The organism is Tateyamaria pelophila, assembly GCF_019966495.1.
GTDB classification, from domain to species: Bacteria; Pseudomonadota; Alphaproteobacteria; order Rhodobacterales; family Rhodobacteraceae; genus Tateyamaria; species Tateyamaria pelophila.
The window spans coordinates 51,489-71,331 of record NZ_JAIMIA010000009.1; the positions used below are offsets into that span (position 1 = coordinate 51,489).

The 19,843-nt window shown below is 59.4% G+C and carries 20 protein-coding genes; 7 read left to right on the forward strand and 13 right to left on the reverse strand.

Going from position 1 to position 19,843, the window contains the following annotated elements:
* Positions 1 to 22: 22 nt before the first annotated feature.
* Entirely contained in the window at positions 23 to 1,567 is a 1,545-nt protein-coding gene (locus LC354_RS05060; protein ID WP_223421800.1) for a SulP family inorganic anion transporter, read from the reverse strand.
* A 424-nt stretch (positions 1,568 to 1,991) separates the two neighbouring features.
* On the opposite strand from LC354_RS05060, the gene LC354_RS05065 reads away from it, so the two are divergent.
* The 5 genes from LC354_RS05065 to LC354_RS05085 all read left to right on the forward strand — a co-directional run bounded on the left by LC354_RS05065 (position 1,992) and on the right by LC354_RS05085 (position 5,566).
* A complete protein-coding gene (locus LC354_RS05065) occupies positions 1,992 to 2,309 on the forward strand; it encodes a hypothetical protein (protein ID WP_223421762.1) in 318 nt (105 codons plus the stop codon).
* A gap of 260 nt (positions 2,310 to 2,569) precedes the next feature.
* A complete protein-coding gene (locus LC354_RS05070; protein WP_223421763.1) occupies positions 2,570 to 3,442 on the forward strand; it encodes an S-methyl-5'-thioadenosine phosphorylase in 873 nt (290 codons plus the stop codon).
* A gap of 72 nt (positions 3,443 to 3,514) precedes the next feature.
* On the forward strand, positions 3,515 to 4,354 hold the full coding sequence (locus LC354_RS05075) for a M15 family metallopeptidase domain-containing protein (RefSeq protein ID WP_223421764.1): 840 nt from the start codon (positions 3,515 to 3,517) through the stop codon (positions 4,352 to 4,354).
* 61 nt (positions 4,355 to 4,415) lie between these two features.
* Complete coding sequence (locus tag LC354_RS05080) at positions 4,416 to 5,039, forward strand: LysE family translocator (RefSeq protein ID WP_223421765.1); 624 nt, start codon at positions 4,416 to 4,418, stop codon at positions 5,037 to 5,039.
* Positions 5,036 to 5,566 carry an adenine phosphoribosyltransferase gene (locus LC354_RS05085; RefSeq protein WP_223421766.1) on the forward strand — a complete coding sequence of 177 codons (531 nt, stop codon included), beginning with the start codon at positions 5,036 to 5,038 and terminating at the stop codon, positions 5,564 to 5,566. The genes LC354_RS05080 and LC354_RS05085 overlap by 4 nt, the downstream gene beginning before the upstream one ends.
* Before the next feature lie 139 nt (positions 5,567 to 5,705).
* On the opposite strand, the gene LC354_RS05090 is transcribed toward LC354_RS05085, so the two are convergent.
* From LC354_RS05090 to coxB, 12 genes are all read right to left on the reverse strand, one after another.
* Positions 5,706 to 6,686 carry an HAD family hydrolase gene (locus LC354_RS05090; RefSeq protein WP_223421767.1) on the reverse strand — a complete coding sequence of 327 codons (981 nt, stop codon included), beginning with the start codon at positions 6,684 to 6,686 and terminating at the stop codon, positions 5,706 to 5,708.
* A 414-nt stretch (positions 6,687 to 7,100) separates the two neighbouring features.
* Positions 7,101 to 8,513: an FAD-binding oxidoreductase gene (locus LC354_RS05095; protein ID WP_223421768.1), complete on the reverse strand. Its 1,413-nt coding sequence runs from the start codon at positions 8,511 to 8,513 to the stop codon at positions 7,101 to 7,103.
* A gap of 65 nt (positions 8,514 to 8,578) precedes the next feature.
* Positions 8,579 to 9,409, reverse strand: coding sequence for an MBL fold metallo-hydrolase (locus LC354_RS05100; protein WP_223421769.1), 831 nt, complete (start codon positions 9,407 to 9,409; stop codon positions 8,579 to 8,581).
* 52 nt (positions 9,410 to 9,461) lie between these two features.
* Complete coding sequence (locus LC354_RS05105) at positions 9,462 to 10,046, reverse strand: GNAT family N-acetyltransferase (protein WP_223421770.1); 585 nt, start codon at positions 10,044 to 10,046, stop codon at positions 9,462 to 9,464.
* Positions 10,046 to 11,308 carry a M16 family metallopeptidase gene (locus tag LC354_RS05110; protein ID WP_223421771.1) on the reverse strand — a complete coding sequence of 421 codons (1,263 nt, stop codon included), beginning with the start codon at positions 11,306 to 11,308 and terminating at the stop codon, positions 10,046 to 10,048. Before LC354_RS05110 ends, LC354_RS05105 begins: the two co-directional genes overlap by 1 nt.
* Positions 11,305 to 12,693 (reverse strand): threonine synthase, encoded by a 1,389-nt coding sequence (gene thrC / locus LC354_RS05115; protein ID WP_223421772.1) that lies wholly within the window; start codon positions 12,691 to 12,693, stop codon positions 11,305 to 11,307. The genes LC354_RS05110 and thrC overlap by 4 nt, the downstream gene beginning before the upstream one ends.
* A gap of 3 nt (positions 12,694 to 12,696) precedes the next feature.
* Positions 12,697 to 13,380 (reverse strand): SURF1 family protein, encoded by a 684-nt coding sequence (locus LC354_RS05120; protein ID WP_223421773.1) that lies wholly within the window; start codon positions 13,378 to 13,380, stop codon positions 12,697 to 12,699.
* An 89-nt stretch (positions 13,381 to 13,469) separates the two neighbouring features.
* The gene (locus LC354_RS05125) at positions 13,470 to 14,309 is read right to left on the reverse strand and encodes a cytochrome c oxidase subunit 3 (protein ID WP_223421774.1); all 840 of its coding nucleotides are present in this window, start codon (positions 14,307 to 14,309) and stop codon (positions 13,470 to 13,472) included.
* Between the two features lie 10 nt (positions 14,310 to 14,319).
* Positions 14,320 to 14,895: a cytochrome c oxidase assembly protein gene (locus LC354_RS05130; RefSeq protein WP_223421775.1), complete on the reverse strand. Its 576-nt coding sequence runs from the start codon at positions 14,893 to 14,895 to the stop codon at positions 14,320 to 14,322.
* The gene (locus LC354_RS05135) at positions 14,895 to 15,056 is read right to left on the reverse strand and encodes a cytochrome C oxidase assembly protein (RefSeq protein ID WP_223421776.1); all 162 of its coding nucleotides are present in this window, start codon (positions 15,054 to 15,056) and stop codon (positions 14,895 to 14,897) included. Before LC354_RS05135 ends, LC354_RS05130 begins: the two co-directional genes overlap by 1 nt.
* Positions 15,053 to 15,991: a heme o synthase gene (locus tag LC354_RS05140; protein WP_223421777.1), complete on the reverse strand. Its 939-nt coding sequence runs from the start codon at positions 15,989 to 15,991 to the stop codon at positions 15,053 to 15,055. The genes LC354_RS05135 and LC354_RS05140 overlap by 4 nt, the downstream gene beginning before the upstream one ends.
* 55 nt (positions 15,992 to 16,046) lie before the next feature.
* Complete coding sequence (gene coxB / locus LC354_RS05145) at positions 16,047 to 16,928, reverse strand: cytochrome c oxidase subunit II (protein WP_223421778.1); 882 nt, start codon at positions 16,926 to 16,928, stop codon at positions 16,047 to 16,049.
* Positions 16,929 to 17,123: 195 nt separating this feature from the next.
* On the opposite strand from coxB, the gene tldD reads away from it, so the two are divergent.
* Positions 17,124 to 18,545: a metalloprotease TldD gene (tldD, locus tag LC354_RS05150; protein ID WP_223421779.1), complete on the forward strand. Its 1,422-nt coding sequence runs from the start codon at positions 17,124 to 17,126 to the stop codon at positions 18,543 to 18,545.
* 136 nt (positions 18,546 to 18,681) lie between these two features.
* Positions 18,682 to 19,836: a DNA-processing protein DprA gene (dprA, locus tag LC354_RS05155; RefSeq protein WP_223421780.1), complete on the forward strand. Its 1,155-nt coding sequence runs from the start codon at positions 18,682 to 18,684 to the stop codon at positions 19,834 to 19,836.
* Positions 19,837 to 19,843 lie beyond the last annotated feature (7 nt).

Here is a 19,843-nt window from a genome sequence, read left to right on the forward strand (position 1 = left end):
AACGCGTCGTTTTCTGCGCCTTTTAGTGGCCGCCCAAAATACCTGTACGCACACCGTAATCTGTCGCGATTTCGTAGTCGGGGTCGTCATCACTGTCGACGATGAGGTGGCCCGCATTGGTCAACAACCTGTGGCAATCGTGTGTCAGATGGCGCAACTGCAACCGTTTGCCCACCTCTTCGTATTTGATGGCGATCGCTTCGATCGCCTGCAAAGCAGACTGATCTACCACCCGACTGTCCGCAAAGTCTACAATCACGGCCGATGGATCGTTCTCCACGTCAAACAATTCGATGAACCCAGACGCCGAGCCAAAGAACAGCGGTCCTTGCACCTGATAAACCCGCGCGCCTTCCGGCGTCTGGTAGGTCTTGGCGTGAATACGCCGCGCGTTGTTCCAGGCATAGGCCAAGGCAGAAACGATAACGCCCACAACCACCGCGACCGCAAGGTCTTCCATCACGGTCACGACTGTGACCAAAACGATCACGAACGCATCTGTCAAAGGGACTTTGCGCAGAATTTTCAGCGAGTTCCAGGCAAAGGTTCCGATCACCACCATGAACATCACCCCAACCAGCGCCGCCAGTGGGATCAGCTCGATGACCGACGAGCCGACAAGGATAAAGGCCAGCAAAAACAGCGCCGCAGCAATCCCTGCAATCCGCGTCCGTCCGCCCGATTTGACGTTGATCATCGACTGGCCAATCATCGCACAACCGCCCATGCCACCAAAGAAACCTGTCGCCGTATTGGCCACGCCCTGTGCAATGCACTCCTGGCTGGCGCCCCCACGCTGCCCCGTCAGATCACCGACAAGGTTCAGCGTCAGCAAGCTTTCGATCAGACCAATCGCCGCCAGTATGACCGCGTAGGGCAGAATGATCTCCAGTGTTTCCCAAGTCAGCGGAACCGCCGGAATATGGAAAGGCGGCAAACCACCCTGAATGCTGGCCAGGTCCCCAACCCGCGGCACATCAAGGCCAAAGCCGATCACCACAGCCGCCACGATGCCAATACCCGCCAAAGGCGCCGGGATCGCCTTGGTGATGCGTGGCGCGACCCAGATGATCACCATCGTCGCTGCGACCAGCGCCAGCATCAGGAACAGCGGCATGCCCGACAGCCACTCGCCTCCCGCCATGCCATGGCCCGATGCTTCCATGCTGCCCGGCACCTTGAACTGCGTCATCTGCGCCAGGAAAATCACGATGGCCAGCCCGTTCACAAAGCCCAACATCACCGGATGCGGCACGAGCCGGATGAACTTGCCCCACTGCATCACGCCTGCAAAAACCTGCAGCAGTCCCATCAGAACCACCGTCGCAAACAGATACTCGACCCCGTGCTGAGCGACCAAAGCAACCATGACGACGGCCAAAGCGCCGGTCGCCCCTGAAATCATGCCGGGACGACCACCAAAAATGGCCGTGATCAGACCAACCATGAACGCCGCATAAAGCCCAACCAGCGGATGAACCCCTGCCACGAAGGCAAAGGCTACGGCTTCGGGCACCAACGCCAAAGCAACGGTGAGACCCGACAACAGTTCTGTCTTGATCTGCATCGGGGTCAGCTTCACTTCGCCCGGCGAAATTGAAAAATCGCCAAAACGGGTTTTGGTGCTCATGTTCGAGAAATCGAAAAGGGCCATGGTGACTCCGTCTGCTCGTGGAATGCTGTCTTGCGGCATCTAACGGATCATGTGACGAAAGGCCATGGGCAGAGCCCAAAGAGCCGCCCAAGACAGCCTGAGCGCGCCAAAAGCAATCGAAACGGTCCCATTTCCGGGGTCGGACCCCGCGCAGCATCGCCGAATTGACTGATGTCGAACCAGTGAGCCAAGGGCACCTGAAAGATGAAATCATGCAAGCCATTGCCGTGGGCAATACCTAAAATGCGCATGCCCGCGTTAACGATGTCTTTACCAATTCATTGTGCGGCCGTTGCCGACCGCATAGATTTGCGATGTACGGTATTGAGGTGTTTTTATGTCTAGGATCGCATCAGCTCTGGTTGTTTCGGCCTGTGTTTCGCTCTCCGCATGTTCGCAGCCGGATTCGAAACCAAAGTTTCGATCTTTTGACCTCGACGTCTCCCACCCGTCCCCTTACGCCACATTCCTGGCCGTGGCCCCCGGCGCCAATGGCGCGCGACTGCCACGCATGCGGCAATTGAACAGCAAGGATTTCAACACCTATCTCAGAGACCTGACAGGATGCGCCGTCGACCAAACGCGAGAAACGCACGTCATTGGCCACAAGAAAGCCCCTGCGGGTTACATGGTTCCGATTATCTGCGTGCAGTGAATCGCTTCGGCCTTTGACCTCAAGGGCATCTGGCAAACCTGGCGAAAGATGGCGCTGCTTTTTCGACATCCTTTTGACGTCAATGGCTTGCCTGCTTGTTGACCGAACACATCATGAGACAGAAAGAGGGCAAACTTTTGCGCGCTTTTTTCGACCTGCCGTGCGCTGGACACATGTTGGTACGAAAGTGATCGCATTGAGGCTTTTCCTTTGTTCCGAAAGGCGGCACGCTGTGGGCATCGTGAACCAAGGAGGCCTGCATGACCCATACCAAAATCGCCGTCATTGGCGGCTCCGGCATTTATGACATCGAGGGTCTCGAGGGGGCCGACTGGATTTCCATCGACACGCCATGGGGCGCACCGTCAGATCAACTGCTCACAGGTTCGCTGGACGGAGTCGACATGGTGTTTTTGCCGCGCCACGGGCGCGGACACGTGCATTCCCCAACCACCGTACCCTACCGCGCCAATATCGATGCGCTCAAACGCCTGGATGTGACCGACGTCATCTCGGTTTCGGCTTGCGGGTCGTTTCGCGAAGAGATGGCACCGGGCGATTTTGTCATCGTTGATCAATTCATTGATCGCACCTTTGCACGGGAAAAGTCGTTTTTTGGGACTGGCTGCGTGGCGCACGTGTCCGTGGCACATCCCACCTGCCCCCGGCTGTCTGCCGCCTGCCTGACGGCTGCGACCGACGCAGGCATCACCGTGCATGACGGCGGCACATATCTGGCCATGGAAGGGCCGCAGTTTTCGACGCTTGCGGAATCAAAAATGTACCGCACCAGCTGGGGAGCCGACGTGATCGGCATGACCAACATGCCCGAAGCCAAACTCGCCCGCGAGGCCGAGCTTTGCTATGCGTCCGTCGCGATGATCACCGATTACGACAGCTGGCACCCGGATCACGGAGAGGTCGACGTGACCCAGATTATCGCCACCTTGATGGGCAATGCCGACAAGGGGCGCGATCTGGTGCGTCGGCTGCCGACCCTTCTGGGAGCGGATCGCGCACCTTGCCCGCATGGCTGTGACCGGGCGCTTGAATATGCGATCCTGACGGCCCCCGAAGCCCGTGATCCAGCCATGATGGCCAAGCTCGATGCTGTGGCCGGGCGGGTGATTTAACAAATCAGTTCGTGCGACGCGAGCAATGTGATACCTTCAGATACATTGAAATATGCTATTGGGAGGAATGAGATGAAACAGGGTGCACTGCGTATTTTGCAAGAAATCCTTACGGAATCGGGCCGTTACTCTGGTCCGATCACCGGCCAGCTCACGGACGAACTGCCCGCCGCAGTCGACGGAAAAATCGAAGACTGCAAAGCCGAATTGACGGCATCACCGGAAAATTGGAGCGATAAGCGCAAGCGCGTCGCCGCCTTCCAACTGGCATGCAAGGATGCCGAATGTGACCCCGGCCCCATCGACGGGCTGTGGGGGCAATTGACCGATTATGCCTATCTGGAGATTGAGCATCTGCGGCGCACCGGCGTGCCCCTGCTCAAGTTCCGCGACATCATACCGGGCAACGAAAACCCCAACAATTGGCCGACGGACAGGCCCGGACAGGCCGAGGTGATGGATTTCTTCGGCTACCGCCCGAAACACAGAACGGAACCGCCCACGGTGATCGTGGACTGCCCCTGGAAATTGACCCTTGATTTCAATCACTCGATCAAGACCAGCCGTATCGGCTGCCACCCCAAGGTGGCCGACAGCCTGTCGCGCATCTTGCACGCCATCCATGACCATTACGGCACGGACGCGCTGCGTGAGATGGGCATGCACATGTATGGCGGCTGCAAGAACGTGCGGACAAAACGCGGCGGCAGCACCTGGTCGACCCATTCCTGGGCCGCCGCAATCGATTGGGACCCCAGCAACAACGACCTGGAATGGGGCTGGCAAAAGGCGCATATGGCGCGGCCCGAATTCCTGAAGTTCTGGGAGATTTGGGAGGCCGAAGGCTGGGTGTCGCTGGGCCGACAACGCAACTTTGACTGGATGCATGTCCAGGCAATCAAACTGCCCTGATTTTCGCCTCGACGCCAAGGGGATGGTGTGTTTTCCTGACCAAAATTCAGGGAACCACATCATGTCATTCGACCTTTGGCTCGCGTTCGTAGCGGCCTCGACAGCCCTGCTGCTGATCCCCGGCCCCACGGTGCTGCTGGTGCTCAGCTATGCGCTGTCCAAGGGGCGGTCAGTTGCCGTTGCCTCTGCCGCCGGGGTTGCCCTTGGCGATCTGATCGCGATGACGGCCTCGCTTCTGGGGCTTGGGGCCTTGGTGCTGGCCTCGGCCACACTGTTTACGGTGCTGAAGTGGGTTGGGGCTGCCTATCTGATCTGGCTGGGGGTCAAGCTGATCCGCTCCGCCCCTTCCGATGGGCTGGCCATCCCGCGGGCGGCGGTGACCGCGCGCGGTGTGTTTGGCCATGCCGCGACCGTGACAGCGCTCAACCCCAAATCTATCGCCTTTTTCATCGCCTTCGTGCCGCAATTCATCCGGCCTGACGCGCCCCTGATGCCGCAATTCGCCATTCTGATCGCCACGTTTTGCAGCCTTGCAGCGCTCAACGCGCTCGCCTATGCGCTGCTGGCCGACAAGATGCGTGGCATGATCGGCAGGCCGTCCGTCATCACATGGTTGACCCGCGCAGGCGGAACCACTCTTGTGGCGATGGGCATCCTCACAGCCACCCTACGGAGAGCGACATGAAGACCGTTCAAGACTACATCCGCACCATCGTCGACTTTCCTCATGAAGGGATCATGTTTCGCGATGTCACCACCCTTTTTGCCGATCCGCGCGGCTTTCGCATGGCCATCGACCAGATGCTGCACCCCTATGCGGGTCTCGAGATCGACAAGGTCGTGGGCCTTGAGGCGCGGGGGTTCATCCTTGGCGGCGCGATTGCGCACCAGCTTTCGGTGGGGTTCGTGCCGATCCGCAAGAAGGGCAAACTGCCCGGTGCCACCATCAGCCAAGCCTATAAGCTCGAATACGGCGAAGCGATTGTGGAACTGCATGACGACGCCATCAAGCCGGGCGAAAAGATCCTTGTGGTCGATGACCTGCTGGCGACCGGCGGGACCGCCGAGGCCGGGATCAAGCTGATCGAACGGTTGGGCGGAGAGGTGATTTCTTGCGCGTTCATCATCGACCTGCCGGATCTGGGCGGGCGCAAACGGCTTGAGGCGATGGGCATGGAAGTGAATGCCCTTTGTGCCTTTGACGGCGATTGATGCAGGCGCGCGTCGTATATGCCTACACGCTTGATCAAAAGACGGGCAAACCGAAGTGACACTGTAACTTTGCGGAATATCGCGAGAAGGTGGATCAGGGTATCACCCTGACCCAATCATCGATGCGCGGGCGCTTGTCTTAGCGATCTCCGGTGTAAACCGTGGACCAGTCCTGTGCCATATCGACGATCAACCAGCCCATATCGGGACCCTTCTCAAGTCCGTCACACAAACGTCCGATATGGCTGTCACAATCATAGGCAACCTCACGCTCTGCATCCGTGTGATGCACGATCAGGCCAAGGCGCGGGCCTTCCCCCGCCGTCGTCCATTCGATCATCGCAAAGTCGCCATCCGAGTTGCCCGCGGCAATCACCGGGCGTTTGCCGATGATACGGTCGATGTTGATCGGCTTGCCTTCCTTGTCATCGACAAACCCGATGCCAGCTTCCTTCATTATTGTCGGCGCGCCATCCACCATTTCAAAGGCTGAATTGCCATAGGACCCGATCACCTGCTGGTTTGGAATACCGTAGGCCTGTTCAGTAAACACGCGCATGAAATGGATACCGCCACCGGACACGATGTAGGTCTTGAAGTCTTCGTCCCGCAGATAGCTGAGCAATTCGACCATCGGCTGATAGGTCATCTGGTCATAGCCCAGACCGGTTGTCGGGTGTTTGGCGGTCGCGAGCCATTCGGCAACACTGGCCTGGAAATCCGCAACAGACCGCCCGCTATGCGAAACATTTATCACTTCGAGAATGGCCTCTTCTCCCCCTGCGGCAAGTGCTGCATAATCGCCTGCTGCCGCGGCTTTCAAAGCATCAGAGGTCAGAATGGACGGATCATTGGCGGCCATTTTCTTCACTTCGTCCACGGCATAGATCAGCTGGAAATAGACAGGTTGTTCCCCCCAGAGCGTGCCATCATTGTCAAACACGGCAATCCGGTCAGACGGGGTCACATAATCATCGGACGTGGCGTCTGTCACGCTGTCGACAAAGGCGATGATCCGTTCTCTGGCCGCTGTATCGCTCCACGACGGCAAAGGATCGGCCAGCACTAGTCCGGCACTGGCGAAAACAACAGTCGCGGTGAGGGTCATCAGGGGTTTCATCGATACTATCCTTGCAAGAAACACAGTTTTAGGGGCCGAGACGCATTGGGCAATGTGATCGGGCCACGTGAACGGCCCCGTGTCGGAATCGCGCGAGCGCAACAGAAGCGACAGATTGTATCGGCGATGACGATCGTCTTTTCCCCACAAAGCCCTGACTGCATTCGACAATAGAGGAAACGGATTTGCAAGCCTACCGGGCTGAACAAAAAATGCCCCTCGCACCAATTCCGGAAAACCCAAAGATTGAAAGCCCCCTGTTGCTCTAAACTTCCGGAATTGCGCCGTGGTGCCTTGTTCCGAACCCTGCCCCGTGCGGCTTTCGGCGACACCCCAAAACGCAGATCACAAGACCATCTTCGGAGCCGATCAGGTCAAAAAACCAGATGAATCATAATAGCCAAGGCCGTCACATCATGCCCGCAACACCGCGCCCGGGTTCATGATCCCCATCGGGTCAAGGGCTGTCTTGATCGTCCGCATTGTGGCCAGTTTGGCCGGATTGCCGTAGCGTTCCAAATCGTCGACCTTGAGCCGCCCGATCCCGTGTTCCGCACTGACGGATCCCCCCAATTCGTGGGCAAGATCATGCACGACCCGCTTGATCTCGGTGCGTTCGGTCATGTGATCGGCCCGCGTCTTTCCCGGCATTGGGAAGACATTGTAGTGCAGGTTTCCGTCGCCCATATGGCCAAAGCAATTGATCCGAAACGCGCCAATCGCCGCGATGCGCTTTCCGCCTTCGGGGATGAACTCCGCCAGCGCGCCCAACGGCACCGAGATGTCATGCGAACTGATAGACCCGATGCGGCGGTTGGCTTCGGGGATATTTTCGCGGATCGCCCAGAACTGTGCACTTTGGGCCGCATTTTGCGCGATCAGCCCATCCTCCACCAGACCGGCCTCCACGCCCGACGTGTACAGTGTTTCGAAAGCCGTCGCTGGGTCAAGCCCGTGCGGCAATCCGAGTTCGATCAACACGCACCACTCCGGTGTTTCGCTCCAGGGGTTGCGCACCTCCGGCATCGTTTCGGCCAGAAAATCGAAGCCTTGGCGATGGATCAGTTCAAAGGCGCTGATGGATTCGCCGACTTGGTCGCGTGCCATCGCCAACAAGCTAAGCGCGGCCGCCGGAGATGCCACCTGAAACAAGGCTGTCCCGTTTGCGGCCGGACGCGCATAAAGCTTGAGCGAGGCCGCCGTGATGATACCAAGCGTCCCTTCGGCCCCGATCAGTAAATGGCGCAGGTCATAGCCTGTGTTGTCTTTGCGCAGGCGGCTGATGCCATTGTAAATTTCTCCGCTGGGCAAAACTGCCTCGATCCCCAGAACCAGATCCCGCATGTTGCCATAGCGCAAAACGCCCGTGCCCCCTGCATTCGTGGCCAGCAGTCCACCGATCCGGGCCGAGCCTTCGGAGGCAAGCGACAAGGGGAATAAACGGTCGGCCTCTTCGGCGGCCGCCTGAACATCCGCCAGAATTACCCCTGCTTCGGCAATCATCACGTTCTCTTGGGGATAGATTGCGCGGATCGCCGACATCTTTTCCAACGATACGATCAGGGGTACGGGCCCATCCGGAGCCACCTGCCCCCCCACCAGACCGGTGCCACCGCCGTAAGGAATGACGGCGATTTGTTCTGCTCCCGCAGCCCGGATCAGGGTGGCCACTTCGTCCGTCGAACGGGGGGTCGCGACCAATCCCGCCTGCCCGGCATAGCGCCCGCGCGGCTCTTCGAGGTGACGTGCTTCTGCACTGGCAAACCTGTCCGGCGGCAATGTGGCCCGCAGGCGCGTTTGCACGTCGGATGTCAATGAATTCAGCATACAAGCCCCCAGCGTTCCCGAAGCTTGCATGTGCCAGAAAACGCATGCACCGGCAACGCGGCGTTTTATTCAGGCGTGACGTTCAGCCATTCGGGGCGCAACACCATGATAGTCGGTCTGCCCGGCAACCGATCCAGCGACACATCAAGCGCTGGCCCGCCGACGTCCACGATCTGAAACTCATCCTGCATCCCCGTCAGGAACACGTCCAACGTGAAATCGCCAAACCAGTGCATCGGGATCACGATGGAGGACCGCAATCGCCCGACGATCCGCATCATAGTCGGCAAATCCAACGACGTGCCCCCATCGACGGCGGCCATCACAACGTCCAGCCTGCCGATCGCGGCATATTGTTCGGCATTGGGTTCGTGATGCAGGTGGCCGAGGTGCCCAATGCACAGCCCCGCCACTTCAAACACAAAGATCGAGTTACCTTCGGTTTCGATGCCAGACCATTGCGACCGGATATCTGTCGAGACGTTTCGTACCAAAACCTCGCCCAGATCAAGGCGGTGGTCGATGCCTTCGCCGAACGGTCCCCACCCTTCGAGGACATGCGGAATGGCCGGGTCGGGAAAGGCTGTCCAATGGGTCTCATGGGCGTGGTTCATGGTAACAACGTCCGGGATCATCCGGGCGTTGCCGGTAAAGCCCGTAAAATCCGTGACCATATTCAATCCACCTGCCGTCCGGATCAGGAAACTGGCATGGGAAATGTAATGGATACGGACCGTTTCAGGCGCCAGCTCCACGTCATAGCTGGCGCGTTGCACGTATTCGGCGCCCTGGATGTCCTCAGCCAGTGCGATGCAATGGCTGGGGGTGCGGGTCTGGGCCGCCACTCCAATCGAAGAGACACACACGGCTATGAATGAGATCAGGAACAAGCGCATGAGATAAATCTAGCGCATCGGCGGCCTTTGGCAAAAGTAACATTCAGGTGTTTCAGCCCGCAGTCGTCTTGCCGCGTCGATCCATGCGCAGGGCTGCATATAAAACATGCGTTCGCCAGCGCCCGTCAATCTGCAGATAGCTTTGCGCGACGCCTTCGTATTTGAACCCGCAGCTTTCCAAAAGCCCGCGAGAGGCCGTGTTTTCGGGCAAACAGGCTGCCTCGATGCGGCTGAGATCAACACGGGTGAACGCATAATGCACAACGGCCTTGATCGCTTCTTGCATATAGCCCTGGCGCGCATGGTTCTGCCCGGTCCAATAGCCCAGCGTGCCGGCCTGCGCCGGACCACGCCGCACGTTGTCCAGCGTGATCGCCCCGAGCAGGATATCGTCGGCGCGGCGAAACATGAAAAGCGGCAGCGCCGTGCCGCTCGCCACGGAACGCTGCGCCCAGTAGACCCGATTGGTAAAGGCCTTGCGCGTCAGGTGGTCATTGGCCCAGCTTGGCTCCCACGGGGTCAGATGATCGACGCTGGCCGCGCGCAAGGCGGCCCAGGCCCGGTAATCCGAATGCGTCGGCGTGCGCAACGTCATACGCTCCGTCTCGATCCGCAATTTCCGTTTTGACAGCAGCATCAGGCGGCGCGCTGCTCCTGCAACTGCGCCAATGTGGGCGCTTTGTCCACGGGCCCATAGAGGGCCAAAGCCATCGGCGCTGTTCCCGCCATATGTTCCGCAAAACCGCGCACATCGGCGGCAGTCACCGCGTCAATGCGCGCGACCGTCTCGTCAAGGCCCGGCACCCGGTCCCAGATCTGCACCAGTCGCGCCAGACGCTCTGCGCGGTTCGATGGACTCTCCAACCCCATCAAAAGGCCAGCCTTCATCTGGACACGCGCACGGCTCACTTCCGCCTCGCTGATATCACCGGCAGCCCGTTTCATTTCATCCATCGTGATGTTCGCCAGATCACCGACCTGATCCGCCGATGTGCCGGCGTAAACAGTTGTCATCCCGGTGTCGGCATAGGCACCCGCCTGCGCAAAAATCGTGTAGCACAGCCCGCGATTTTCGCGGATTTCCTGAAACAGGCGGCTCGACATGCCGCCGCCCAACGCGCTTGCGTAAGTTTGCGCGATGTAAATGTCGTCATGCCGATATCCCGGCGATTCAAAACCCAGCGCAAAATGCGCCTGTTCCAGCTTTTTGGTCTGACGTATCTCACCACCGGAAAACCTCGCCGTATCGGCAAGCAGAACGGGCCGCGACGTGAGATGCCCAAACAGGGTTTCCGCCAGCTTTACGATCGCGTCATGGTCAATCGCGCCCGCCGCCGAGAGGATCATCTGCTCCGGTCCATAGTGCTGATTGATAAAACGGGACAGATCTTCGCGGCCAAAGGCCGACACCCGCTCGCTCGGCCCGAGAATCGTGCGGCCAAGCGGTTGTTTGGGATAGGCCTCTTCCTGCAACCAGTCGAATATCACGTCGTCAGGCGTATCCAGCGCCTGACCGATCTCTTGCAGGATGACACCCCGCTCGACCTCGATCTCCTTTTGATCCAGTGCCGGGTTCAGCAGGATATCGGCGATCACATCCATCGCCAGCGGCACATCGTTTTCCAGCACCCGCGCGTAGTAGGCCGTCACTTCGCGACTGGTATAGGCATTGATATAGCCGCCCACGTCCTCAATCGCTTCGGCGATTTGCAGCGCGCTGCGCCGTTCGGTGCCTTTGAAGGCCATATGTTCCATGAAATGCGCGATCCCGTTCTGCTCGGGTGCCTCGTGGCGCGCGCCGGCACCCACCCAGATCCCGATCGAGGCCGAAGCCAGTCCGGGCATATGTTCTGTCACGATGCGAAAGCCGTTTTTCAGGCGATGGGTCTGCGTGGTCACTTGCTTCGGTTTTCCTTGATATGGGTCATGAGCGCCGCCAGATCATTGGGCACGCGCGTCAGCCGTTCAGAGCGTTCATACAGGTCCGCCATCCGGGGGGGAAGAGGGGGGCGAATGTCTGTGGCGGCCTCGACGGCGTCGGGGAATTTGGCGGGGTGAGCGGTTGCCAGCGTCACCATCGGCGTGCCTGCGACACGCTGGTCATTTGCGACCTTCACGCCGACGGCGGAATGGGGACAGAGCAGCTCTGCGCTGTCACGCAATGTCTTCGTGATCTGTGTGCTGGTCTCGGCCTCAGACACCCGACCGGAGCTGTAGGTTTCCTGAAGGGCCTGCATCGCGCCTTGGCTGACGTCAAAGCCGCCCGATTTCAACTCATCCATCAACTGCGCCACGGCTGCGCCGTCACGGTCGTAGGCATCAAACAAAGCGCGTTCGAAATTCGAGCTGACCTGAATGTCCATCGACGGGCTGATCGACGGAATAGTGTCGCCCTTGTGATAGCCATGCCCGCTCAGACAGCGGTGCAGAATGTCGTTCTGGTTGGTGGCCACAACCAGCTTGTCGATCGGAAGGCCCATACGTTTCGCGATGTAGCCTGCGAAAATGTCGCCGAAATTGCCCGTGGGCACCGTAAAGCTGACCTTGCGTTCCGGCGCGCCCATCGCGACGGCGGCCGAGAAATAGTACACGACCTGTGCCAGCACCCGTGCCCAGTTTATCGAGTTGACCCCGGCCAGCCCGACCCCATCGCGAAACTCGAAATCGTTGAACATGTCCTTGAGGCGCGCCTGACAGTCATCGAAATCTCCGTCTACGGCCAAGGCATGGACGTTGGATTCGACGGGTGTGGTCATCTGGCGGCGTTGCACTTCGCTCACCCGGCCATGCGGATAAAGGATGAACACATCAACGTTGTCGAGGCCCCGAAAGGCCTCGATCGCCGCCGATCCGGTGTCTCCAGAGGTGGCACCCACGATAGTCACGCGGTCGCCGCGACGGGCAAGCGCCGTTTGAAACAGTTGCCCGATCAACTGCATGGCAAAGTCCTTGAAGGCCAGCGTCGGGCCATGGAACAGTTCCAGCAGGAAATGCCCCTGATCCAGTTGCACCAAAGGTGCGCGCGCCGCGTGGCCAAAACCGGCATAGGCGCGATCGATACAGTCCCGGAACTCCGCATCCGTGAATGTGTCGCCGACGAAGGGCCGCATCACGGTATAGGCGATCTGTTCATAGCTTTGGCCCTGCATGGCCGCGATGGCATCGGCATCCAGCACCGGGATCGTTTCGGGCACGTACAGGCCCCCGTCGCGGGCAAGACCGGACAGCATCGCCTCTTCAAAGCTGAGAGTCGGCGCGGTGCCACGGGTCGAAATATAGCGCATGGGTCAGTCTTTCCGTGCGGAGTTACGGTTGGGCCGAAGGACAAAAACGGCGGTCATCACCACCCAGATCGCGGCCAGCGAAAACCAGGTGATGGCGTATTGCAGGTGATCGTTCGGAATGCCAGCGCTGTCTACCGGCCAGGGCGTCACACCGAGGTCGATTTCCGGCGCATCGCGCAACACCACCAACACCGGATCGGTGCCGAGCGCTTCGGCCATGGCTGGCACGTCGCGGGCAAACCAGATGTTGGAGGCGGCGTCCGGACCCGGGGTAAATCCATCCGCTTCTATCGGGGTGTCCAGATTGCCGAGGAGCGTAAGGCGCACCCGTGGTGCGCCCTCGACGTCGGCGGACTGGGGTTGCCAACCGGTATCCACCAGAACCGCGCCCTGCCCCTCTACGGTGAACGGCCGGATGATCCGGTACACCGGACCGATGGATTTGCGGGAAGCCAACATGCGGATGTGCTCCTCGCCAAACTGCCCTGTCAGTTCCACAGGCGCATAGCGGCGAAATTCGGGCGCAAGGGCCTCCGCCAGAAGCACAGGCGGCGCAGCAATCTCGGCATCGATGCGGGCCAGAAGTTCCTGCTTCCACGCCAACCGCTGAACCTGCCAGATACCGAGGCCGACAAGAATGGACGCCCCACCCAGACCAAAGACCAACAAGAATGCCAAGCGTCGCATCGAAACGTCCGAACTCCAAAGGAAAAGCGCGCCCGGAACCCGCGCGCGCCTTGTGTTTATGGCTTGTGCCGTGAAATGCAAGCGCCAGCTTAGCCTGGAATGCCCCACACGTAGACCGCGAAGAACAGGAAGAGCCAGACCACATCCACGAAGTGCCAGTACCAGGCCGCCGCCTCAAATCCGACGTGCTTTTCAGGAGTGAAGTGCCCCTTCATCGCGCGGATCATGCAGACGCTCAGAAAGACCGTCCCGATGATCACGTGCAAGCCGTGGAACCCTGTCGCCATGAAGAAGTTCGAATAGAACTTGTCCGCACCGAATTCCCAGCCCTCATGCAGCAGGTGACCATATTCATAGGCCTGCAGACCCGTGAACGCGATGCCCAGAACAATACCGATGGCCAGACCTGTAATCAGGTCCTTGCGGTTGTTTTCGTGCACCAGAGCATGGTGCGCCCATGTGATGGCACAACCGGACAGCAAAAGCACCAGCGTGTTGATCAGCGGCAGGTGGAACGCGTCGACCGGGTAGATATCCGGCGGGACATAGGTGCTGCCGACATATTCGTTCATCGGATAGAGCGCGTGCTTGAAGAAAGACCAGAACCACGCCGCAAAGAACATCACCTCGGACATGATGAACAGGATAAAGCCATAGCGCAGGCCAATCCGAACAACGGGCGTATGATCGCCGACCTGGCTTTCCGTCACCACGTCAGCCCACCAGCCGAACATGACGTAAAGCACGGCAACAAAGCCCATAAGGAACATCCACGGGCCGGTCAGTTCGATGGATTTGAAGAGGATGGTCACCCCACCCGACATCCAGACCACTGCGCCAAACAGCATGAAGAAGGCCGCCACAGCGCCCAGGAGCGGCCACGTCGATGGCGCCAGAATGTGATAATCGTGATTTTTTGCGTGGGCCATGGGCCGTCCCTCAGTTCAGGTTGGTGTCTGTCTGCTGTTCGATGGCCGCAAAGCCTTCGGGCAGATCTATTTCGTAAAACGTATAGCTCAGTGTGATTGAATGCACGTATTTTGCGTCGCGATCCGTCACAATTTCCGGGTCTACATAAAATGTAACGGGCATCTGGACGCGCTCTCCGGGCGCCAGAACCTGTTCTTCAAAGCAGAAGCAGTCGATCTTCGAGAAGAATCCGCCCGCCTCGTAAGGGGCGACGTTATAGCTCGCCGATCCGGCCACGGGCTTGTCCGTGGGGTTATAGGCTTCGTAAAAGGCAAGACCCGTTTCACCGATCCGCAATTCCATTTCACGCGCCATGGGCTTGAATTCCCACGGCATGTTGCGCTCCAGAGATGCGTCAAAGCGGATCTTGATCGTCTGATCCAGGATTTCGTCGGAGGCCACTTCGCTGACCCCTGTCGTGCCACCAAAGCCGGTCACCCGGCAGAACCAGTCGTAAAACGGGACAGAGGCCCACGCCAATCCTCCCATGAACACCACAAGGCCGACAGTCTGAAACACAGTTTTCTGAGGTCCGGAAAGCGCCATTACTGCTGCTCCTCGATCCGGGGCATTTCAAAATCACCGCTGGTGATTTTCACAAAGGTCAGAGCCAGAACGAGCACGACAAAGGCACCCAACATCAGACCAACCCCAACATTGCGCCCCTTGCGACGTTGGTGCAGTTCATGTTCAGCGCGGATGCTCATGACCAGATACCCCATGTTGCAGGCAGAAATGCCTCGACCAGAATGGCCCCGAAATGCAAGAAGAGATACCACAAGGACAGCTTGAAGAAGCTTTTCTCGACCTTGTAACCGTCGACTTCCGATTGCGCCTCGTCGCGGCGCCAGATGTCATAGGCTCCTTTGAGGAACATCGCGTTCAGGACCAGCGCCGTAGCAAGATAAACAGGACCACCGATCGCCGTGAACGCCGTACCAACGGCTAACGCCACCAAGAGAACGGTATAGACAAGGATATGCGTGCGCGTCGATTTGCGCCCATGGGTCACCGTCAACATCGGCACGCCTGCATTGTGGTAATCCGCTTTCATGAACAAGGCGAGGGCCCAGAAATGCGGCGGCGTCCACATGAATATCAGCGCAAACATGAGCCATGGTTCGATGGCCATGGACCCGGTCGCAATCACCCAGCCGATCACCGGGGGGAACGCCCCGGCAGCGCCACCGATGACGATGTTTTGCGGGGTCGAGCGTTTGAGCCACATGGAATAGATGACGATGTAGAAAAATATCGTAAACGCCAGCAGGCCGGCCGCCAGAAAATTGGCGCTCAGCGCCAGCATCATGACCGACATGCCAGACAGCGCAAACCCCAGGATCTTTGCCTCTTCCGAGGTGACTTTGCCCGCCGGGATCGGTCGTTTGGCCGTCCGCTTCATCACCTGGTCAATATCCGCGTCCCACCACATGTTCAGCGCGCCCGAGGCCCCTGCCCCGATCGCAACAAACAGGATGGACGCAAACGCGATCACGGGATGCACGTTCACAGGTGCGGCCAACAGGCCAACCAGAGCCGTAAAGACAACCAGTTGCATCACGCGCGGCTTCATCAGCGCGAAGTAGTCGCCAAGGCTCGCTTCGTCTGTCTGCACCGGGTTTTGAAAACTGACGTCTGTCATTACAATCCTGTGGGTTGGAACGAAATGCAGGGCGGGGTTTCCCCCGCCTTACAGTTTAATTGGATGCGATTTGCACCGTGCGTGGAATGCCTGCGAATTCTTCACGCGCTTCGGCCAGCCATTCGGCATAGGCCTCTTCGCTGACCACCTTGACAGTAATCGGCATGTAGGCGTGCGCAATCCCGCAAAGTTCGGAACACTGACCGAAATAGATACCTTCCTTTTCAGCCTCGAACCACAGCTCGGCAAGACGACCGGGCACGGCGTCCTGCTTCACACCAAAGGCCGGTATCGTCCAGGCATGGATCACGTCCGCGCCCGTTACCTGAACAACAATTGTCTTGTTGACCGGGATCACCATCGCATTGTCCGTGGCGAGCAGGAATTCGTCACGGCTGTAGCCTGCTTCGACCAAGGCGGATTCGGTCTCTGGTGTGAGAGAATTGTCGCCGCCCGTGGCCGGAGCACCGATCATGTAGGCGTCAAAGGCAAACCCTTCGTCGACATACTCATAGCCCCAGAACCACTGATAGCCGGTTGCCTTGATGGTGATATCCGCTTCCGGAATCTCCTGCTGGTGGAACAACGTGGGCAGCGAGAACGCCCCGATGAACACCAAAATCACGATCGGAACAACAGTCCACGCAATTTCAATCGGTGTATGGTGGGTAAAGCTCGCCGCAACGGGGTTCCGTTTGCGATTGTATCGGATGACCACCCAAGCCAGCAGGCCGGTCACGAAAAGAGTGATGATCGTGATGATCACCAGAATCATGCCGTCCAACCACTGAAGACGGCGCGCCACCTCTGTCGCAGCGGGTTGAAAACCCATCGCGCCGTCAATGGGCTTGCCAATAATTTCAAGGCCTTCCTGTGCCAAAGCGGGTGCTGCGGCAATTGCGCTGAATGCGCCCGAGATCGATAGAAGCTTTTTCATCTGGTCGTCCTGATCATGATGGATCATTTAGGTTTCGGAGAACGGCCACTACGCACACCGCAGACCCCGCCCGTTGTATTGTCGGCACTTACAATCATATCTTGAACACAAGATAAAGGGTTTTGGGCGCGTCAAACGGACGCTTCATAGGAAATCGCCTGAAGCCAACCCGGTAGAATAAAAGAGGAACGAGCCATGTCTGATGCCCCCTTCGCCCCGCTGGAAACCAACGTGGCGCGCGATGATGCCCTTGCGATATTGCGCGCAGCGACCGAAGGGGCTGATGACGGCGAGTTGTTTTTTGAGCGGCGTCGCTCCGAGGGACTCGTTTATGACGATGGTCGCCTTAAAACAGCCAGTTATGATGCATCCGAAGGGTTTGGGTTGCGCGCGGTGCGCGGGGAAGTCGCCGGATATGCCCATTCGACCGAAATCAGCGAAGCCGCATTGAGGCGCGCGGCTGAGACAGCGCGACTGGCCGTCGGCGACGGTGGCGGCACGCTGGCAGACGCCCCGCAACCTACCAATCGCAGGCTCTATACCAGCGACGACCCGATTGCCGGTGCGGCCTTTCCGGTGAAACTTGAAACGCTGAAGGAGGTCGACGCCTTCGTGCGCGATCTTGATTCTAGGGTCGTTCAGGTCTCGGCGTCTTTGGCGGCCTCGATTCAGGAAATCGAAATCCTGCGCCCCGATGGGGTGTCCGTGCGCGACATACGCCCAATGACGCGCCTCAATATCTCCGTCATCGTGGAGCAGAACGGGCGCCGCGAGAGCGGTTCAGCAGGCGGTGGCGGACGCGTAGGCCTTGACGGGCTGATGGACCCCGGTGACTGGCAGGCCAAGGCGCGTGAAGCATTGCGCGTCGCGGTTGTGAACCTCGCCGCGGTTCCGGCCCCCGCAGGCGTGATGGATGTTGTCCTTGGTCCCGGCTGGCCCGGCATTTTGCTGCACGAAGCCATCGGTCATGGGCTTGAGGGGGATTTCAATCGCAAGGGCAGCTCCGCATTTGCCGGGTTGATGGGCGAACGCATCGCCGCCCCGGGCGTGACTGTGCTTGACGACGGCACGATCCCGGATCGGCGCGGGTCTATCACGGTCGATGACGAAGGCACGCCCTCGGCCAAAAACGTCCTGATCGAAGACGGTATTCTGGTAGGCTTCATGCAAGATCGGCAGAACGCCCGCCTGATGGGTGTCAAGGCCACCGGCAACGGACGCCGCCAAAGCTATGCGCATACACCGATGCCGCGCATGACGAACACCTATATGCTGGGCGGCGACTCGCCCCCCGGTGACATCGTCGCCGACCTCAAGGACGGAATTTATGCCGTCGGTTTCGGCGGTGGTCAGGTGGATATCACCAATGGCAAGTTCGTGTTTTCCTGCACCGAAGCGTACCGGGTCGAGAACGGCGTCGTCGGTGCGCCGGTCAAGGGTGCAACCCTGATTGGCGACGGAGCCACGGCCCTGAAACAGATCAGGGGCATCGGAAATGACATGGCGCTTGATCCCGGCATGGGCAATTGCGGCAAGGCTGGCCAATGGGTTCCTGTGGGCGTGGGCCAGCCCACATTGATGATCGGCGGGTTGACTGTCGGCGGCTCTGCTTCCTGATCGTGTCGGCGCGTGCCGAACTCATGGCGCGCGCCAACAAACCGACACCAGAATTAAATCGAATGCGCCTTCTGTCATTCACCCACTGTTAACCTTGCCGATTCTATAACGGTTGCAGCAACAGACGGAGCAACGGATGACTGAAAGTACGGATACCCATCCTTCTTCCACTCACCCCCCACTCCCACCCACCTCGGAAGACGACCAGTTCATGCGCCTTCGTCTGTTGCGCTCTCGCCGGGTCGGCATTGCGACGTACAATCGTCTGCTGATTGAACACGGCACCGCGCAAAACGCGCTGGCCGCGCTACCTGAGGTAGCGCGCGCCGCCGGCGTTCAGCGCTACGAAATCTGTCCCGAAGGCGTTGTACGTGCCGAGCTGAAAGCCGGACGCGCCGCAGGAGCGCGATTGATCGCGCGCGGCAGTTCCGCCTACCCGCATATGCTCGACGATCTGGCGGACGCCCCCCCGTTCTTGTGGGCTTTGGGCGATGTCAGCCTGCTTCGAAGACCGATGATCGCCCTTGTCGGGGCGCGAAATGCGTCGTCTCTGGGCACGCGGATGGCCCGCAAGCTGGCGACGGATCTGGGCAAGGCCGGTTATGTCGTTGTGTCCGGGCTCGCACGCGGTGTCGATGCCGCAACCCACCTGGCAGCACTGGACAGCGGCACTGTCGCGGTGCAGGCGGGCGGCGTCGATACCATATATCCGGCGGAAAACGCGGAACTCGCGCAAAACCTTGCCACCTCCGGCCTCCGCCTGAGCGAGCAGCCCATGGGGCTGCAACCGATGGCGCGCCATTTCCCTGCCCGCAACCGGATCATCTCAGGCCTTGCACAGGCCACCATCGTGGTCGAAGCTGCGGCAAAGTCCGGCAGCCTGATCACCGCCCGCGATGCCCTCGATCAGGGGCGCGAGGTGTTGGCGGTGCCCGGCCACCCGATGGATGCCCGTGCATCCGGATGCAACATGTTGATTCGGGACGGGGCCACGCTGGTGCGCAGTGCCGAAGATGTGCTCGAAGCGCTGGCGCCGCTGACCCGGCCCGCCGCGCCGGAACTGCCTCTCGAAATTCCCTCTGCGCCACCGCCCGACCGACGCAGCCTGCGCGAAACGGCGGACCTGCACAGCCAGATTCTGTCGCGCCTCGGCCCGTCGCCCCTGGCCGAAGATCAGTTGATCCGCGATCTGAACAGTCCTGCCTCCGATGTCACTCCTGCTTTGGTCGAACTGGAGCTGGAAGGCAGTATCGACCGGGCCCCCGGTGGGCTGTTGACCCGTGCCAGTTGAGCGCACC

Bases quoted from the DNA above. Each gene is read 5' to 3' on its own strand.
- LC354_RS05060 (WP_223421800.1), bottom strand. From the start codon at position 1,567: ATGCAGATCAAGACAGAACTGTTGTCGGGTCTCACCGTTGCTTTGGCG.
- LC354_RS05065 (WP_223421762.1), top strand. From the start codon at position 1,992: ATGTCTAGGATCGCATCAGCTCTGGTTGTTTCGGCCTGTGTTTCGCTC.
- LC354_RS05070 (WP_223421763.1), top strand. From the start codon at position 2,570: ATGACCCATACCAAAATCGCCGTCATTGGCGGCTCCGGCATTTATGAC.
- LC354_RS05075 (WP_223421764.1), top strand. From the start codon at position 3,515: ATGAAACAGGGTGCACTGCGTATTTTGCAAGAAATCCTTACGGAATCG.
- LC354_RS05080 (WP_223421765.1), top strand. From the start codon at position 4,416: ATGTCATTCGACCTTTGGCTCGCGTTCGTAGCGGCCTCGACAGCCCTG.
- LC354_RS05085 (WP_223421766.1), top strand. From the start codon at position 5,036: ATGAAGACCGTTCAAGACTACATCCGCACCATCGTCGACTTTCCTCAT.
- LC354_RS05090 (WP_223421767.1), bottom strand. From the start codon at position 6,686: ATGAAACCCCTGATGACCCTCACCGCGACTGTTGTTTTCGCCAGTGCC.
- LC354_RS05095 (WP_223421768.1), bottom strand. From the start codon at position 8,513: ATGCTGAATTCATTGACATCCGACGTGCAAACGCGCCTGCGGGCCACA.
- LC354_RS05100 (WP_223421769.1), bottom strand. From the start codon at position 9,409: ATGCGCTTGTTCCTGATCTCATTCATAGCCGTGTGTGTCTCTTCGATT.
- LC354_RS05105 (WP_223421770.1), bottom strand. From the start codon at position 10,046: ATGCTGCTGTCAAAACGGAAATTGCGGATCGAGACGGAGCGTATGACG.
- thrC (WP_223421772.1), bottom strand. From the start codon at position 12,693: ATGCGCTATATTTCGACCCGTGGCACCGCGCCGACTCTCAGCTTTGAA.
- LC354_RS05120 (WP_223421773.1), bottom strand. From the start codon at position 13,380: ATGCGACGCTTGGCATTCTTGTTGGTCTTTGGTCTGGGTGGGGCGTCC.
- LC354_RS05125 (WP_223421774.1), bottom strand. From the start codon at position 14,309: ATGGCCCACGCAAAAAATCACGATTATCACATTCTGGCGCCATCGACG.
- LC354_RS05130 (WP_223421775.1), bottom strand. From the start codon at position 14,895: ATGGCGCTTTCCGGACCTCAGAAAACTGTGTTTCAGACTGTCGGCCTT.
- LC354_RS05135 (WP_223421776.1), bottom strand. From the start codon at position 15,056: ATGAGCATCCGCGCTGAACATGAACTGCACCAACGTCGCAAGGGGCGC.
- LC354_RS05140 (WP_223421777.1), bottom strand. From the start codon at position 15,991: ATGACAGACGTCAGTTTTCAAAACCCGGTGCAGACAGACGAAGCGAGC.
- coxB (WP_223421778.1), bottom strand. From the start codon at position 16,928: ATGAAAAAGCTTCTATCGATCTCGGGCGCATTCAGCGCAATTGCCGCA.
- tldD (WP_223421779.1), top strand. From the start codon at position 17,124: ATGTCTGATGCCCCCTTCGCCCCGCTGGAAACCAACGTGGCGCGCGAT.
- dprA (WP_223421780.1), top strand. From the start codon at position 18,682: ATGACTGAAAGTACGGATACCCATCCTTCTTCCACTCACCCCCCACTC.